This window comes from Paenibacillus sp. O199 (assembly GCF_001636635.1).
Taxonomy (GTDB): Bacteria; Bacillota; Bacilli; order Paenibacillales; family Paenibacillaceae; genus Paenibacillus; species Paenibacillus marchantiae.
In genome coordinates this window covers 204950-222844 of the sequence record NZ_LGRP01000007.1, presented here as the reverse complement: position 1 = coordinate 222844, position 17895 = coordinate 204950, and the positions used below count along the sequence as shown (strand labels likewise).

At 45.8% G+C, this 17895-nt stretch carries 14 protein-coding genes; 9 read left to right on the top strand and 5 right to left on the bottom strand.

The window, feature by feature from the left end; all coding sequences use genetic code 11:
* Nucleotides 1-6: 6 nt before the first annotated feature.
* Nucleotides 7-1791: a glycoside hydrolase family 2 protein gene (locus A6049_RS13370; RefSeq protein ID WP_063565117.1), complete on the top strand. Its 1785-nt coding sequence runs from the start codon at nt 7-9 to the stop codon at nt 1789-1791.
* A 12-nt stretch (nt 1792-1803) separates the two neighbouring features.
* Nucleotides 1804-2814, top strand: a complete 1011-nt coding sequence (locus A6049_RS13365; RefSeq protein WP_240321388.1) for an aldose 1-epimerase — start codon at nt 1804-1806, stop codon at nt 2812-2814.
* Nucleotides 2815-2918: 104 nt separating this feature from the next.
* Here the strand turns inward: A6049_RS13365 and A6049_RS13360 are convergent, their stop codons facing one another.
* The 3 genes from A6049_RS13360 to A6049_RS13350 are packed head-to-tail and all read right to left on the bottom strand — an operon-like array spanning nt 2919 to nt 5658.
* Nucleotides 2919-3449, bottom strand: coding sequence for a chromate transporter (locus tag A6049_RS13360; protein WP_063565116.1), 531 nt, complete (start codon nt 3447-3449; stop codon nt 2919-2921).
* Nucleotides 3450-3473: 24 nt separating this feature from the next.
* The gene (locus tag A6049_RS13355; RefSeq protein ID WP_342671822.1) at nt 3474-4076 is read right to left on the bottom strand and encodes a chromate transporter; all 603 of its coding nucleotides are present in this window, start codon (nt 4074-4076) and stop codon (nt 3474-3476) included.
* A 43-nt stretch (nt 4077-4119) separates the two neighbouring features.
* Nucleotides 4120-5658, bottom strand: coding sequence for a sulfatase family protein (locus tag A6049_RS13350; protein ID WP_063565114.1), 1539 nt, complete (start codon nt 5656-5658; stop codon nt 4120-4122).
* Between the two features lie 123 nt (nt 5659-5781).
* Between A6049_RS13350 and A6049_RS13345 the strand changes: the two genes are divergently transcribed.
* From A6049_RS13345 to A6049_RS13315, 7 genes are all read left to right on the top strand, one after another.
* A complete protein-coding gene (locus tag A6049_RS13345) occupies nt 5782-6636 on the top strand; it encodes an AraC family transcriptional regulator (protein WP_063565113.1) in 855 nt (284 codons plus the stop codon).
* Between the two features lie 73 nt (nt 6637-6709).
* On the top strand, nt 6710-8509 hold the full coding sequence (locus A6049_RS13340; RefSeq protein ID WP_063565112.1) for a sensor histidine kinase: 1800 nt from the start codon (nt 6710-6712) through the stop codon (nt 8507-8509).
* A 3-nt stretch (nt 8510-8512) separates the two neighbouring features.
* Complete coding sequence (locus A6049_RS13335; protein WP_063565111.1) at nt 8513-10204, top strand: response regulator; 1692 nt, start codon at nt 8513-8515, stop codon at nt 10202-10204.
* Nucleotides 10205-10362: 158 nt separating this feature from the next.
* Nucleotides 10363-11931: an extracellular solute-binding protein gene (locus A6049_RS13330; RefSeq protein WP_063565110.1), complete on the top strand. Its 1569-nt coding sequence runs from the start codon at nt 10363-10365 to the stop codon at nt 11929-11931.
* A gap of 33 nt (nt 11932-11964) precedes the next feature.
* A complete protein-coding gene (locus tag A6049_RS13325; RefSeq protein ID WP_063565109.1) occupies nt 11965-12927 on the top strand; it encodes an ABC transporter permease in 963 nt (320 codons plus the stop codon).
* Between the two features lie 16 nt (nt 12928-12943).
* A complete protein-coding gene (locus A6049_RS13320) occupies nt 12944-13837 on the top strand; it encodes a carbohydrate ABC transporter permease (RefSeq protein WP_063565108.1) in 894 nt (297 codons plus the stop codon).
* A gap of 33 nt (nt 13838-13870) precedes the next feature.
* A complete protein-coding gene (locus A6049_RS13315; protein WP_063565235.1) occupies nt 13871-15886 on the top strand; it encodes an alpha-L-arabinofuranosidase C-terminal domain-containing protein in 2016 nt (671 codons plus the stop codon).
* 131 nt (nt 15887-16017) lie between these two features.
* On the opposite strand, the gene A6049_RS13310 is transcribed toward A6049_RS13315, so the two are convergent.
* On the bottom strand, nt 16018-17253 hold the full coding sequence (locus A6049_RS13310; protein WP_063565107.1) for an MFS transporter: 1236 nt from the start codon (nt 17251-17253) through the stop codon (nt 16018-16020).
* Between the two features lie 156 nt (nt 17254-17409).
* Nucleotides 17410-17883, bottom strand: a complete 474-nt coding sequence (locus A6049_RS13305) for a MarR family winged helix-turn-helix transcriptional regulator (RefSeq protein WP_063565106.1) — start codon at nt 17881-17883, stop codon at nt 17410-17412.
* Nucleotides 17884-17895 lie beyond the last annotated feature (12 nt).

Below are 17895 nucleotides of genomic sequence, written 5' to 3'. Positions count from 1 at the left end.
AACATCATGCTACGACAGGATTATCCAAGGCCTCAATTTGTACGTAAAGATTGGCTGAGTTTGAATGGGGAATGGGAATTTGAATTCGATGATGATAACAAGGGACGTTCGGAAAAATGGAGTGAGGGCAAGCGAGCATTCAGCCGGCGAATCCAAGTGCCATTTGCTTTTCAAAGTCAACTTAGTGGCATTGCAGATCCGGAATTCCACGATAATGTATGGTACAAACGAACCTTTGACATTCCGAAGAACTTCACTGGCAAACGGCTGCTGCTGCACTTCGGAGCCGTGGACTATGAAGCCTCTGTCTGGGTCAATGGACAGCTTGTGGTTCGGCATGAAGGGGGACACACCCCTTTTCATGCCGACATTACGGATGCTCTGCTGGAAGGAAACAATACGCTGACCGTACAAGCGATAGATTATAGCAGGGATGTAACATTACCACGCGGGAAGCAGTTCTGGCAGGAGCAATCTGCCCAAATTTTCTATACCCGAACTACTGGAATATGGCAATCGGTGTGGCTTGAAGCTGTCGCACCCGTTCATCTACAGAAGGTGCGTCTCACTCCCGATGTCGATCGCAACGAGATCGAAGTTACGGCTCATCTTCAAAGGGAGCAAACAGAACCAAGGGATTGGCACGCACAGGATGTCAGGCTCCGTGTACAAATTGCCTATCAAGGAGAGCAGCTGTCTGAGGATGAATATCGGATTAGCGGCAGGACAGAGACCCGTACCATCGGACTTCACACCTTTAACGAGCATGGCCTTGGCAGGCTGTGGTCACCAGAGCAGCCCAATCTGTATGACATTCATTTCACTGTATTGGTGGATGGTGTGCCTGTCGATGAGGTCGATAGCTATTTCGGCATGCGCAAAATCTCTATTGAACAAGGTAAGCTGTTTCTGAATAACCGTCCTTATTATATGAAGCTTGTTCTGGATCAAGGGTATTTCCCGGATGGAAATCTGACTCCACCGAGTGACGAGGCCATCCGGCGTGATGTGGAATTAACGAAGGAACTGGGGTTTAACGGCGCCAGAAAACACCAGAAGATTGAAGATCCGAGATATCTGTACTGGTGTGATCAACTGGGACTGCTGGTGTGGGGAGAGATGGCGAATGCGTACGATTTCTCGGATCAATACGTCGCCCAGATAACAAGGGAATGGCAGGAGGCGCTGGAAAGGGACTACAACCATCCATGTGTTGTGGTCTGGGTACCTCTTAATGAAAGCTGGGGTGTTCCGAACATCCTGACCAGCAAGGAGCAGCAGTATCATGCCTTGTCGATGTATTATTTGACCAAGTCACTGGATTCTACCCGTCCGGTCATTTCCAATGATGGCTGGGAGATGGTTCAGACCGACTTGTATAACATCCATGATTATGAATGGAGAAGAGAGGTTCTGGAGGAACGCTACCGCACTCGTGAAAATGCGGTAAAAGCCCTTCCGGGCAGTCGAAAGCTTAGCGTGGGTAACTATCGTTATGAAGGACAGCCCGTTTTAATTACCGAATTCGGTGGAATCGGGTATAAAAAAAGTGACTGGGAAGGCTGGGGTTACTCCGGAGCGGAAAATGACGAGGATTTTGCACAGCGATTGCATGCCGTAGTACAGCCACTATTGGATTCTCCAGTAGTAGAAGGATTTTGTTACACCCAGCTGACGGACGTGGAACAGGAAATTAACGGTCTGCTGACGTATGACCGACAGCCCAAGATGCCGATGGAACAGATTCGGGCGATTATTGAAGGACATTATCCATCGTCGGCCGGCGAATAAGGAGGGGAATACGTGTTGAATACAAAGGAGAAAAGTAGATCCTGGGAAGGCGATTTTCAAGGGGAAAAGGCCATTTACCTTCGCTTTGGTTCCAGTGAGGCTGTTATGCTACCGGAGATCGGTGGTAATCTGGTCGCTTATCGTGATCTTGAACGGGGGCTTCGCTTCCTTCATGAACCTTCACCGGAAGAGATGGATTCATTCAAGGCAAGACCCATGATTCACGGGATCCCGGTTCTGTTTCCGCCAAATCGCTATGAGGACGGGCGGTTTGCCTGGAACGGGCAGACGCTTCAGTTTCCGGTCAATGAGGAAGCAACAGGCAATCATTTGCATGGATTTTTGTATAATGCGCCCTGGGTTGTGGATGAGTATGGGCATACCGAGAATGAAAGCCATGTCTCGGTGTCCATAACTGTTGACGAAACTCATCCGATATACGTATGCTTTCCTTTTCAATTCAGTATTACATTACGCTACTCGCTGAGCAGTGATGGACTAATGCAGCATGTCCGCATTCGCAATCATGGAAGCTCCAGCATGCCGTGCCTGATCGCTTTTCATACTTCAATTAACGCTCCCTTTAATTCCGGGGGATCGGCTCGTGATTACAAGCTCAAGCTAACCATTGGAGACAGATGGGAATTAGATCAACGTATGCTGCCAACGACCTGTTTTCGGCCCTTGATTCAGGAGGAAGAGCAGATGCGTGACTCCGGGGTATATCCCTTCTTTGCAGAAATGGATAATCATTATACTGCTGTACCGCAAAACGGGAGAAACCGGATGGAGCTTCAGGATACGAGGAATGGAATGACCCTGATCTACGATGTGGGAACTTCTTATAAACAATGGATGATTTGGAACAATCATGCGGAAGAAGGGTTTTTCTGCCCCGAACCGCAGATTAATCTTGTGAATGCACCAAATCTGGATATGCAGGCCGAGGAAGCTGGATTATTTAGTTTGCAGCCGGGAGAAATCTGGGAGGAAACGAGCAGATTATATCTGCGTCATTCGTAAAAATAAAGATGAAGGGGAGCAGCCAGGACAGCTAATGCTGTGATCGCTGCTCCTTTTAAAAACCATTGAAGGCAGTGAATTCAGCCTGTCGTCGCCACACTGAATTAAAATAAGATAATGCCTGCTGCTCCAGCCACACTAAGAATCAGAAGGGGATGAAGCTTGTACTTGAGCAGAAGAAACAAACAAACTCCGCTAATAAGTAGTGTCGCAATCCATACCCAGCTTATGCCTGAGTTTTCACTTGGATATCCAAAATGAATGGCAGCATAGATAATGAGTCCCGTCGTTACGGGGCGCAAGCCATATAAAGAGGACTTTACCCATGAATTGTCGTGCATCCGATAAAATAAGGCGGAGAGTAGCACAATTACGACGAGTGAAGGCAAAATCATACCTGCAGTAGAGACAGCGGCTCCGATATAACCTGCCGTCCGATAACCAATCAACGTTGCGGCATTGGTTGCAATCGAGCCTGGCGTCATACCGGCCAGCGCTACGGTTTGTTGGAATTCAGCGCTTGTCAGCCATCCTTTTTCCGTTACCTCGTGTTGAATGATCGGGATAACGGCGTAACCGCCACCAAATGAAACGAGGCCTACACGTATAAACATCATGAACAGGTCCCAGTACATCTCAATCGCTCCGATTCGTCTTACTTAAATGTAATATTCCAGTTCCGGGTAGCTGCCTGTTACAGACTTCTTCTCCATTTTCACTTGAAGGCCCAGCCGTTTTTTGATCCGAATCACGGCCATGCCGCATATCAATCCCGAAATAATAAGATAGAGGGGATGGATTCCTGCAAACAGAAGAACAGCTACGGTCACAATGGCAGCTATCGCTGTTGTTGTATCTAAGATAGAATACCTGGCCGTCCGATAAGTTGCCATGCTAATTAGTGCAATAATTCCACCGTTCATTCCTTTTAAAGCAGCTTCAACTTTGGGTTGGTTACGAAATAGGATGGCGAACACGCTGATCAGGATCACAATCAAAAACGTGGGACATGTCACGCCCATGACGGCATACACAGCTCCCGCAATTCCTGCCTGGCGATGTCCGATCATCGCAGCGGCATTGACGCCAACTCCTCCGGGAGCAGAGCCGGCAAGCGATATAAGCTCACCGATCTCGTCCTCTTGTATCCATTTTTTCTTGTTCACCACTTCGCGTTCAATAATAGGCAGCATTGCATATCCGCCTCCAAATGTGGAAGGGCCGATGCAAAAGAAAGTCCAAAAAAGCTGTGTCAGTAACATAAATTGTTCTTTCAGGTTTTGGATGCTACCCTTATCCTTTCCATCACGCATGATGAATTCGAGGCATCGGCATGGACTCCTTGCCAAGCTCAGCCCAGATGTATTTGAGCAGAAGCTCAGACTTGAGCTGGGTGTACTCAGGTTCATTCCACAAGTTAAAACGTTCATCGGGATCCTGTTCAAGATCGAAAAGTTCACCATAGATTTGATTGTAATAGACGGTGATTTTATACCGCTGTTCGACATATGTTTTTTGATGAATCGTCGTGGGTTCGTGTCGAAATTCGCAGAGAGCATGATTACGAACGGCTTCCTTGGCGCCCATCCACACTTTCTTCTGATCGATGCCCGTCATGGCGTGCGGAATTGCAATGTTGCAAAGAGACAAGAAGGTAGGAGCCAGATCGACCAGCGATTGTATGGCATTTGATTTTTTCGCAGCAGGCACCTCACCAGGGTATCTTACGATAAATGGGATTTTGATAAGATCTTCGTAATGGAATCCACCCTTGGCCTGAAGACCATGCTGTCCGAAGAAATGACCATGATCGGTTGTGAAAACGACGATTGTATCGTCTGCAATACCCAACTCATCCAGCTTATCGAGAATTTTGCCAATATATTTATCCATCATGCTGATCATTCCGTAATACACGCTGACCAATTTTTTCTTGTCATACGCCGTTAGCCGGGATTTGTCGCCATATTCATAATAATGATGGGAACGGTAACCGTGAATGCCGAATCCGGTTTCAACCAGATGCTCAAAATTCGGATTCTCCTTCTGGGTCAGTTGAAAATGGGGTGGGTTACGATCATGCTCTCCAGGTGTTATCGACGGAATCGTCAGATCATCGGGGTCATACATCGAATCCCAAGGTTCCGGTACCAGATATTCCGGATGCGGATCGAAAAAGCTGGCCCACAGAAAAAATGGATCATCAGCATGGGTGTATTGCTCCAAAAGGGAATTGGTTCGTTCGGCTATCCAGGTGTTGTAGTGATATTTCTCAGGGATGGGCCACGTATACGTTACCGAAGGGTCCATCGTCCCAGTTGGGGGAAGGAAGTAATCTCTCCAGTTCGTACATCCCTGTTCTTCCAGCCATAGCGCGTAATGCTGACCGACATGCGCTTCATTCGTATGATTACGTGTTAACTCTACGTGGTCAAAGCCGTAAAATGGACCGTGGAAATGTCTCCAGCACTCCAAATCCTGTAAGATGGGATACGCTTCTGCCGACGGGTATTCCTCCGTAGATTTCAAAGGCTGAAAATGTGCCTTACCTACTAGGGCAGTGCGGTAGCCTGCCTCCTGGAAACTGTCTCCGACGGTATGACGGTCTTCAAGCAGTTTTGTGCCTAACGTCCAGGCTCCATGCTGACTGGGATACATACCTGTAATAATAGAAGCACGGCTAGGGGTACAGGTAGGGTTTGGGCAATAAGCCCGATCAAACGTTGTTCCTTGCCGGGCAAGACGGTCCAGATTGGGCGTGGAAATCTCAGACTGAAAAGCTCCGATCGTGTTCCAGTGCTGCTGGTCACTAGTGATTAGCAAAATGTTAGGTGTTCTCGACAAGTGTAATCGCCTCCTAGTAAGATGATATTGAAAAAAACGAGTTATAAAAATAGCCCGGTGTTATATTTTTATTGTCATTTTGTTATGATCAAACAAAATAGGAGAAGGAGGGAACTCCCTACGATGCAGGAATATGAGTATGAGCATGCAGAATTCATCTACTATAAGCCAGGTTATTTGGATAAAGAAGAACACATCTGGCCAGTCCGGGCAGGGCGAAGTATAGCCAAATCCAATTACCGAGTTGGCCCCAAACGTATCGAGTGTTACAGTCTTCATTTTGTGCATGAAGGTAGGGTCAGGCTTGAATTTGATGGCAAGCGAGTGGACCTGCAGAAGAATGATCTGTTTTGTCTGTTTCCCGGCAGAACCTATTACTATCACATGCTTCCCTCGGAATCTCCGCTGCAAATGAACTGGCTGGCATTGGATGGGCCTAAAGTCAAACCTTTATTGGAGCTGGCTGGTTTAACTCCGGAAAGTCCGTTTGGCAAACAGATGTGTTCTCCACAGGTCCAGGAAACGTCCGAACGACTGATTCATGCATTAGCATGTGTGGAACGGTGGAAGCCAGCAGTATCGCTGGAGTTGCATGGGTTGGTATATGGATTGTTAGCCAGCCTTGTTCCAGACACCAACTACGCACAGCCTACAGAACTAGCGGGCTGGATTCATGAATGCATGGATTACATGGAATTGCATGCAACAGAGGGTATTTCCGTGCAGCAGGTCGCCGACTTCGCAGGGGTACATCGTTCATACTTCTCCAACATGTTCACCACTCAGGTTGGACTGCCTCCGTTAAAATTCATGCAGAGAATACGAATGGATAAGGCCAAACAGCTTCTAAAGGATACGGATGCTACCGTTACGGAGATTGCTTTGTCGCTGGGTTATCCGAATCTATATTCATTTACCAGAGCATTCAAAATCTATTATAAAGTACCTCCAATCATGATGCGGAGAACCTCAAGCTGATCCTGAACAAACGCATGACCAGTAAGGAGAACGCTTACTTTTTTATTGGATCTTGAAAAAGGAGACTCCCACAATGAAGCTCTCTACATTGCAGAGATGGATTTCACCGAAACGCAGCATTCAAGGGAAAATTTTTATCGCTTTTATTGCCGTTACCCTAGTATCCATTATTTTAATTACGGTCATTGTTTATATGAGCATGCGTGAAACGATTACGCAAAATGCGATTACTTCGGTTTCGGACAGCATAAGGCAGGCAGATGAATCATTGAACATAATGCTGGAAGAGATCGACCGTCTGAATACGGTCGTGGTGACTAACAAAAACACGGTTATTGACACTTTGCTCAGTCCGAATGAGGAAATCAGTTACGAGTGGTTTCAGGAACAGAAGCGGATGGATGAATTTCTATCGTCCCTGATCGATTATAAGGCCTATATTTCACGGATAGCTGTGGTGGGCCTGAGCGGGAAGGTATTTTTCTCAGGTGGACCTTGGCTGGACAGGACCATCTTGGGTACGCCAATGATGAATTACATGCTGCAAAATGGATCAAAGCACGCATATTTCAAGCAGACAGGAGTATCAGATGCGGTTACCATTGGTCGGGAGATTCGTTATAACCGTGCGACCATAGGGTTTGTCATGGTGGATCTTAATTATGAGTTTATCCAGAAAACATATGACGTGAGACCAACTACAGATAGCATGATCTATGTGCTGGACAAGGGAAATCAATTCATCTATGAAACCCGAACTGACTCACCTCTTACTCCATCTTATCAGCAAATCAAGGAGATCAATCAGCAATTTAAAACGGATGGTGAAGCGGTCAGGCGGTACATTGATGGAAAAGAATATATCGTTGTTTGCCGTCAATCCGACTATACTGGGTGGAGTACTATTTCTTTGGTTCCGATGGATTCTCTGCTGACCGAATCGGTGAAGCTGCGCAAACTGTTGGCAGAGGTGTCCATTATCGTGTTTGTCGTTGTACTGATCGTTTCACTTCAAGTCTCTTCCCGAATTACCCTGAATATCCGAAAACTAAAATCACTGATGATGTTGGTGAAGGACGGAAATCTGACACTTCCCCAAAATGAGATTAAAAGTGAAGATGAGACAGGACAACTGTACCATGTCTTTAACGGTATGGTGGAAGAATTGAAAGATCTGCTCGAAGGAATCCGCGTCAGCGAGAAAGAGAAGCGGGAAGCTGAGCTTACTGCGCTCCAAGCACAAATCCATCCTCATTTTTTATACAATTCGCTCAATACGATCAAGTATCTGGCCAGGCTAAACGGAGTTCCAAACATTGAAGCGGTCTCGGGATCGTTGATAGAGCTCATGCGAAGTGTCCTCGGTAATTCAAGCGAATTTCTTACGGTGCGTGAAGAATTGGCATATGTTGAGCATTACATCTCCATCATGAAGTACAGATATATGAAGCCGATTCGGATGATTACCGAAATTGAGGATGACGCATTGCTGGAATGCCGGGTGTTGAAGCTGATGCTGCAGCCCCTGGTTGAAAATGCAATTATTCATGGAATCGGACCACTTGAACAGAATGGATTCGTGTTGATACGGGTGTATGAAGAAGGAAACAATCTCAATATTGATGTGGTGGACAACGGAAAGGGGATCACGGAGGAGCAACGGGAGTATTTACTGAAAGGTACGGGTACAAACGGAGAAACATCACGTTTTAGTGGAATGGGTGTACGTAATGTACACGAACGAATCGTTCGCACATACGGCGACTCATATGGTGTCCATTTGTGCAGTGAACCGGGGGTGTACACCAAAGCTGAAATTTGGCTCCCCAAACTGGAGAAAAGTATGGAAAATACCAAACGAGAGGTGATATAAGCCATGTTTCAGGTGCTACTCGTCGATGATGAACCGTTAGTACGCCATAATCTATGGACCTTATTGGACTGGGCTGACTATGGATTTGAATTATGCGGTCAGGCGCATAATGGGTTAATTGCTTTAACGATGATTGAGCAGTCGCCACCGCATATTGTCATTATTGATGTAGATATGCCTGAAATGAGCGGTGTAGAGCTCAATCGGACAATCAAGGAACGTTTTCCAGGGGTTAAGACGATTATGCTTAGCAGCTATGACGATTATGATTATGTGCGGGATTGCCTGAACAATGGCTCCATTGATTATTTGCTTAAGCATCGATTGGACGAGTCAACACTGCTCAACATCCTGAATAAAGCCGTATCGGAATTGCAGCAGGAGAATCGGTTGCGGGAGAAACAGGTCGCCGAGAGCATCATAGCCGAGAAAGTGAGTCCCGAGGATATGCGCGATTATTTGTTGTATTTGCTCAAAAGACAGACGAAGACAACGTACGGGTTTGAAGACGTTTCCCAGAAAGACAATCTATATCCGCATGCGTCCAGATATGCAACAGCAGCTTTACAGATTGTTCCGTTCCTGCTGCTGACAGAGTCATACAGTGACGTGCAGACCAATGGCCTGGTTCAGCAGGTCGTCGATATGATGCAGCAGAGCCTGGGTGATATCCATGAGCGGACAGCGGTGTACGTTGAGGAAGGGCGATTTGTTATCGTGTTTTCTTTCAGGGAACGAAGCGAGCACATCATGCAGCGTGAGGTAGATGGACAACTGCGGAAGATTCAGCATGCGTTGGAACTGTTCCTGAATCTGCAAAGTGTAACCGCAGTAGGGCCAATATGCACCAGTCTATCACAGCTTGCATCCAGTTACTGCTCCGCCGAATACGAACTCGATGGATCTTCGTCTGTGAAAACGCTCAGAAGCCATACCCTCCAAGTTAAAAGTCCATGTTCGGACAAGCGTTCACATGAAAACGATCAGAGTCAACGAGTTTCTCTGACCATTGAGGAGCACAAGCAGCTTCTGTTATCCATTGAAAGGTTTGACAAGCAAGGCGTGCATAAATTGATTTCCACTATTATTGCTTCGATTGACCACTTGCCTATCCATTCACATACGGTTCAGATGATTGTCAGCGAGCTCATGCAAACGGGTGATAAAGCATGGAGGACCTGCTTGCCTTCCACAGATCCAGCGGTAGCTAATCTGCCTTCAAGAAGCGAGCTTGGGCGCATGAAAACGATAAGAGAACTGGAGCAAGGCCTGCAGTCCTTTTTCTCCAGTCTGTTTCATTTGTTGAATCAACATCGTGTAATCGGTTCCTATTCTCGCCATGTCACGCAGACGATCCAATTCATTCTGGAGAGGTATTCCGGTTATGTCACATTGGAGATTGCGGCAAGCGTTATCGGCCTGAATGCCTCCTATTTAAGCAGAATATTCAAGGAGGAGACGCAGCGGACTTTTTCAGAATATCTGAATCAGGTTCGGATTGAAGCAGGGTGCAAGCTGCTGGACAGCGGCCGATACTCGATCAAAGAAATAAGTATGCAAGTGGGATTTACGACACACAACTACTTTTTTAAAGTATTCAAAGAAATAACGGGTTTAACACCGCAAGCGTATTTGAGCAATCCAGGAAAAAGGAAGGACGAAACGAAGCTCCCGTCTTTGCACTTGGGAAACTAGGCAGATAAGAGCAGAACTCTAAACTCGTAAAATATGTGGAGTAAAGGGTCATATTATTGTAATTACCTTCCATGCCCAGTGAATTATAATGAGCACACACCAACCGTGAACGCTTACAAATTACGTTGGTGATAAAGAATTGTGGGGGGCACAACTTTATGCGCAAACGCTGGGGAAGAAATATGATCATGATGATGATCGCTTCCAGTTTGATGCTGGCTGGATGCAATTCCGGTGGAACCAATAACGAAGCTTCACCAGAGGTTTCGAAGAACGACATTCATACGACCGGGTTTCCGATTGTGGACGAACCGGTGAATCTCAAGATGTTTACCCGAATTGCACCCGTAAATGGCCCTTTCAAGGAGATGCCGGTCTTTCAGGATTACGAGAAATTAAGCCATGTGAAGGTGGAATTCATTGAAGCACAGACGGATGGTTTTCAGGAGAAAAAAAATCTGTTGTTTGCTTCGAATGAACTGCCGGATGCCCTGTTCCGTTCAGGTATTTCCCCGCTTGAAGCCATCCGCTACGGCTCTGCCGGCCAATTGATCCCACTAGAAGGTCTTATCGATGAATATGCTCCGAATTTGAAGAAATTAATGGAACAATATCCCGAAATTCGCTCAGGCATTACTACACCAGAGGGCCATATTTATACGATTCCGGGTATTGTTACGCTAAGTGCGGCGCGTACGGATAAGAAATGGATCAATCAGATGTGGCTGGACAAGCTGAATCTGAAAGTGCCGGAGACCACCGAAGAACTTTACAATGTATTGCTTGCCTTCCGTGATGGTGATCCGAATGGAAACGGCAAACAGGATGAACTTCCGATGACAGCCCGCGTAGGATTGGCTGTTGTAAACGCGATGAGTGGGTCATTCGGATTGGATTCACAGCTCGGCTATAACATTAATATTGAAAATGACAAAGTTAGTATCTGGATGGGCAGCGACCAGAATAAAGAAATGCTGATGTACTTAAATAAGCTGTATAAGGAAAAGCTGTTGGATCAGGAAATATTTTCACATACGGAAGCGCAATATCTGGCCAAGCAGGGATCGGGAAATACAGGTTTTTTCTTTGACCAGACGAACAATAACTTCTTGTCGATCAAAGACCAATATACCGGTATCGCCCCACTGGAAGGTCCACAAGGTGACCGTTTACAGAGTCAGGCTCTGCCAGTAGCCAGGGATTTTGGAGCCTTTGCAATCACATCCGTCAATAAATATCCTGAAGTCACGATGCGTTGGATTGATTATTTCTACAGTGACGAGGGTTCTACCCTGCTCCGATTCGGAAGAGAAGGCGAGCATTACGAGATGAAGGATGGTATTCCTTACTATAAAGAGGACTTCTTGAAAGAAATCAGTAACCAGGCCAAAATTACGCCTTATGCCGGCGGAGGCACGCCACATCTCATCAGTGAACAGGTTGCTTCCTTTATCAATCCACCTCAGGTGCAGGAGGCGCAGCAAAAGCTCGATCCGTTCATGCCAAAAGTTCGCTATGCGGCTCCGATGTTTGATGAGCAAACCGCCCAGGAAGTTAACATCCTTCGAAATGATATCGATAAATATTACGAAGAACAGAGTACAAAATTTATAGTCGGTGCAATCGGTTTTGACAAGTGGGAGCAATTCCAGGCCACGCTCAAAAAGATGAGAGTTGAGGAACTGGATAAGTTGTATCAGGATGCCTTTGACAAGATGCAGAAATAATGCTGAAACATCATGGATGAGGAGCAGTTGCCTATGAAAAGCGTCAAAACCGATACAACGATGACGATGCCACGAAGCCATCCGAAAAAGAGTTCAGGCCTGTTAAGGCAAATGGGTAAAAGATTGGACCTGTACCTTATGCTGCTTCTGCCAGTCACTTGGTATGTGGTATTCCACTATGCCCCTATGTATGGACTGCAAATTGCGTTCAAAAATTTCAATCCGGCTAAAGGGATTCTGGGCAGCAGCTGGGAAGGCTTTGGACACTTCGAACGATTCTTTGATTCCTATTATTTCTGGAGACTTATATGGAATACATTATCCATTAACTTGTTCTCCTTATTGATTGCCTTTCCGATTCCGATTCTGCTGGCACTAATCATTAATGAAATTCGCAATAAAACCTTCAGCAAATGGCTGCAAAATATTACGTATATTCCCCACTTTATTTCAGTGGTCGTTATCGTTGGCATACTGAATGTGTTTCTCTCGCCCCATACGGGTCCAGTCAATCTGCTAATTGAGGCATTCGGAGGTACACCGATCCGTTTTCTTGAGGAAGCAGGTTGGTTCAAAACCATTTTTATCAGTTCGAATATATGGCAGAACATGGGCTGGCAATCCATCATCTATATTGCAGCCTTGAGCGGAGTGAACCCGCATTTGTATGAAGCTGCCAAGATGGATGGAGCATCAAGGCTAAGGCGGATTTGGCATATTTCGCTACCCGGCATCGCTCCGGTCGTCATCATTTTGCTCATTCTGGACATCGGTCATTTCATGAACGTAGGGTTTGAGAAAATTTTGCTGATGCAAAACAATCTCAATCTGGAATCGAGCGACGTCATTTCAACGTTTGTCTATACGACAGGTATCCTCAAGGGAGAATACAGCTATACAGCTGCTATCGGGCTTTTTAATTCAATCATTAATCTGCTGTTACTTTTACTGGTCAATCGGATTGCGCGGAAGACGTCTGAGACGAGCTTATGGTAAAGGAGGGTAAGATCCTATGTCCAAGCAGGCGACATTACAAGCCAGTTCCAATGAACGGATTTTCGATGTAATCATCTACATCATAGCCTCAATCATTATTATCGCTGTGCTGTACCCGCTGATTTTTATCGTGAGCGCTTCGTTCAGTGATCCCACAAAAGTATTAAACGGAGAAGTCTGGTTACTGCCCAAAGGACTGACGTTGGACGCCTACACGAATATTTTGCACAACGAGAAGATATGGGTGGGGTACCGCAATACGATATTTTATACGGTCGTGGGCACTGTGATTAACATTATCATGACCGTGTTGGCCGCATACCCTCTTTCCAGACCTGATCTTCCTGGACGTAATGTAATCATGGTGTTTATCACGCTAACGATGTTCTTCAGTGGCGGATTAATTCCAACGTATCTATTGGTCAAAAATCTGGGCATGGTGGATACGATGTGGGCTCTGATCATTCCCGGCGCAATCGCCACGTACAATCTAATCGTGATGAGAACGTATTTTCAGTCGAGTATTCCCTGGGAGCTTCAAGAAGCTGCCCACATGGATGGGTGCTCCAATTGGCGGCTGCTTGTGAGCATTATCCTGCCCCTGTCCAAGCCGATCCTGGCCGTGATGGTGCTGTTCTATGCCGTAGGCCATTGGAATTCTTTTTTTAACGCGCTCATCTATATTCGTAACGAAAATCTGCATCCGCTTCAGTTGGTACTGCGCGAAATTCTGCTGATCAGCCAATCCGATGCAGTGGACGGCAGCCTTGGTTTGGAAGACAAAATCCTGCTCGCGGAGAGCATCAAGTATGCGGTGATTATCGTCTCCAGTTTGCCTGTACTGTTGATGTATCCTTTTGTGCAGCGCCATTTTGTTAAAGGGGTCATGATTGGATCGATTAAAGGTTAAATCCATATCAACCACAATGATGGAGGACTTATGTTGAAATCAAACGCCAGAATTAGTATAGATTGTAGTCGTGTAAGCGAACACACGGTCAACCCTTATTTGTTTGGGCATTTTGTGGAAGACATCCGAGACCATATGGAAGCGATGCTTGCATTTCCATTGAAGGATATGGACTTTGAAAGCGAGGCTGAATCAAGCGCTTCTGTATCGGGAAGCTGGAGTACCTACACCAACGGAAGAAATACGCAATATGCAATGGAAGCCCCGGCTCCCAGACATTCGGGTCGCGCTCAGCGTATTCGTATCTTTAGTGATGATGAAGCGTACGCCGGGATTGCACAAAGCTGCGCATTGAAAGGGCCTATGGACTACACCGTTCGTATAGTTGCGCGAGCCTCCATCGAACTCCAGTATTTGATGGTGGAGGCGGTCGATAGACGTACGGAAGAAGTGCTCGGTCAGTTGAAAATCGAATTGCACAGCCATAACTGGCAGGATTATGAAGGACGGCTGACGATCCTACGTGCTTGTTCAGATGCAGAGATTCGGGTGTATGTTCCGACAGAGCATCCAAGATGGATCGATCATGTCTCCACGGGAATGCTCTGGCTGGACCATGTGTCTTTATTGCCTGTGGATCATATTGCTCTGGTAAAAAGCGAAATAATAGAGATGACCAGAGAACTAAACGCAGGCATGATGAGACTTGCAGGGAACTACATTAGCGCCTATCACTGGGAGCATGGCGTTGGGCCGATTCTGGAGAGGCCAGTCATGTACAACGAGGCATGGGGAGGATGGACCAGCAAATATTTCGGAACGGATGAATTTATCCGCTTTTGTTACGAGCTGGAGGTGGAACCTCTGATTTGTGTGAACGATGGATCGGGTACACCTCAAGAGGCCGCCCAATGGATTGAATATTGTAATGGAAGTGTAGATACCCCAATGGGGGCTCTTCGGGCGAAGAACGGATCTCCGGAACCATATCATGTGAAGTATTGGGAGATCGGCAACGAGGTGTGGGGGCAATGGCAAGTTGGAGTTTGCTCTGCGGAGCAATTTGCGGAGCGGACCGTACAGTTTGCCAAAACGATGAAGGAAGCAGATCCTTCCATTGTATTGCTGGCCTGTGGACATTACGAGCAGGATTGGAATAAAACTGTGCTTGCTCTGGCAGGGGAGTATATCGATTATTTAACATTACATTTATACCACGGCTACGGTCCCTTTGGCATGAATCGGGATACACCGGCTGAGGATCGGTATAAAGCAATGGCTAGTTATCCCGAGTGGACCCGGCACTATATACACCGAACAATGGAGGTCATTCATTCCGACATCAAACATCAGCATGTGAAGCTGGCCATCACCGAATATAACACGATGTACTATCCAAACACTGTGCGAAAAGGACTGCCAGACGAGCATACCCTTGGAGCAGCCGTGGCGAATGCCGCCAATCTGAATGAAATGATTCGTTGCAGCGATAGCGTGCAAATTGGCAGTTTCTCCGATCTGGTCAATGGTTGGCTTGGGGGATGTATCCGTGTCGGGGATTTCTATGCGGATCAATATCGGGGCAAGTATGCTGGATGGAGTGGACACCCACTCACGATCTATGGAACTCCAACCTATGAAGTATTAAAGCTTTACGCGAATCGGGATATTCATCATATCCTACCTGTAGAAGCTGAATGTGGAACATTCTCTGTAACTTCAAACCAAAAAACGCCTGTAGAGCTGGATGCACTCCCCGATCTGGATGTTGTAGCCGGAACGAATGTTGATGGCAGCAGGGTCACCTTGTTTATTGTGAACCGAAGCTTGGAGGAAGTATCGGTTGAGCTGGATTTACAAGTTTTCGATGTGAGTGAAGAGGGGACCTTATATGAGATTACCAGCGATTCGTACAATAACATCAACTCCGTGTTTCAACCCAATCATATCAAGTGCACAGAACGGAGTGTTTTGACCGAGGATTGGCAGCGTGGTTACGCATTACGTCCTTCATCCATCTATGTACTGGAGTTTGGAAAGGTAGACTAATTGTCTCGACATCCCGAACTGCAGACAAATAGGGTTTCAGAACCTGTACCTAAGTTCTGAAACCCTATTTTCTGTTCTGTGGTGTCTTGCCCACCAATCAATCCAATACTTGCCTGATGAAAGTAGGCATTTTAAATAATTACTTGTTTTCGCTTATACAAAACGGGTATTGCCGCTGCTATAAGGATCACACCCATAATGGCGGGTGCAGCATGACCAAGCGATACATAGATTTGACCTCCAATGATAGGACCAATCATTCTTGCTAAAGCCTGGATAGATTGGCTACCGCCTTGAACCCTGCCTTGTTCACTAGAATCGACAGATTTGGAGAGCATGCCATTGAAGGAAGGCCCGAAGATCGAATCACCAAAACCAAAGATAAACATGCCCACGATAAACAGTGGATAGAATGAGAACAAAGTAGACAGTGCAATGAGACTGTAACCTATAATCTCTGAAATCATTCCAAGAATGGCTATCTGTTTATCGCTAAGCTTTTTCAAAAGCTTAGGCATGATGAGACCTTGTGAGATGATGTCCTGGACACCCATAATCGAGAACATTAATCCAATTATTGCAGGCTTCCAATTGAAAGTATCCATTGAAAATTGTGAGAAAACGGCCTGTAAAGATCCGTTGGGTATCCAAAGTAAGAAGGCTGAGATCAGTAGTCTGTTTAAGTTTTTCATGGAAAGCAGGTTTGCAAGCTGTATGAATGGATTAAGTCTCACCAAAGTAATTTCTTTCAGTCTATGTTTCTTGGCAAGACTCTCAGGCATAAAAAAGAATCCATATATAACATTCACCAAAGTTATGATTGCTCCAAAATACATGGGTGCAGAATAATCAATCTTGGCGAGTAATCCGCCTACAGTCGGGCCAATGACGGTGCCTACACCTACAACCGCACTCACCCATCCAAAGTATTTGGTTCTCTGTTCGGGTGGGATGATGTCCGCAAAATATGCGAAGATTGTACCTATGCTTCCTCCTGTTATACCCTCGATTATACGCCCCGCAAAGAGTATCCATAGGGCTCCACCTATGCCGAAAACCAAGTATCCGATTGCGGAACCCAAAAGGCATACCAGGAGCAATGGACGACGGCCATATTTATCGCTCAGAGCTCCAAGCACGGGGGACGCAAAAAATACGCAAAAGGCATAAACAGAGGTCAGCAGCGTAACAACGATAGCTTGTTCTCCTGGACTGCTTGTATAAGGCTGTACTAGAAATGGGACAACAGGCGCGATAATACTGAAGCCTATTCCGCAAAGAAACACAGAGATCAGACCGAATAATAAAGCGTGTTTGTCTATGGTTTGTTCTGTGTTCTGTGTATGATGTGATCGTGATTTAAACATTAATTTCTCCTCTCAAACGTCGTGATTTTATTTCCTTGGAAACATTAATATCGTACAACTGCTTTGTTTCCTTGTCAACAAAATAATAACAATAAAAAAACAGCCTGTTCTCAAATAGAGTCCGGCTGCCTTTAGTTTAACTTTCATTATTGAGATTTATTCCGACTTCAGATCTGTACCCAGCTTCTTTATTTCTGCATCCAGATGCCGATTATACTTGTCCACGAAGTTAAGCATACTGTCAAATTGTTCGTCGGTTACCTGTTCGAATACAACTTTATCTCGCTCTTGAAACTCGTTGTGAAGATCCTCATGGATTTGATAAATGACTTTCCCTTGCTCTGTAAGCCTAAAATAGATCTCTTTCTTGTTATCCGATTTCTGATAGCTTTCGATCAGGCCTTTTTCTATGAGCTTCTTCGTTAATTTACTTATCGCACCTCGAGTCATATAAAAGGACTCTGCAAGCTTTGTTACATTGGAATCTGCATTTTTTTCAATGTATTCGATGCAATGTACTTCAGAAGGTTTATACCCCTTAAGACTTTCTTCCATCTTATCTTTATTAAGCCAAACCAGCTTGTTATATAAGTCCCTGAAACCCACTAAGACCTGTTCCTCTTTATTCATGGCCTATCCTCC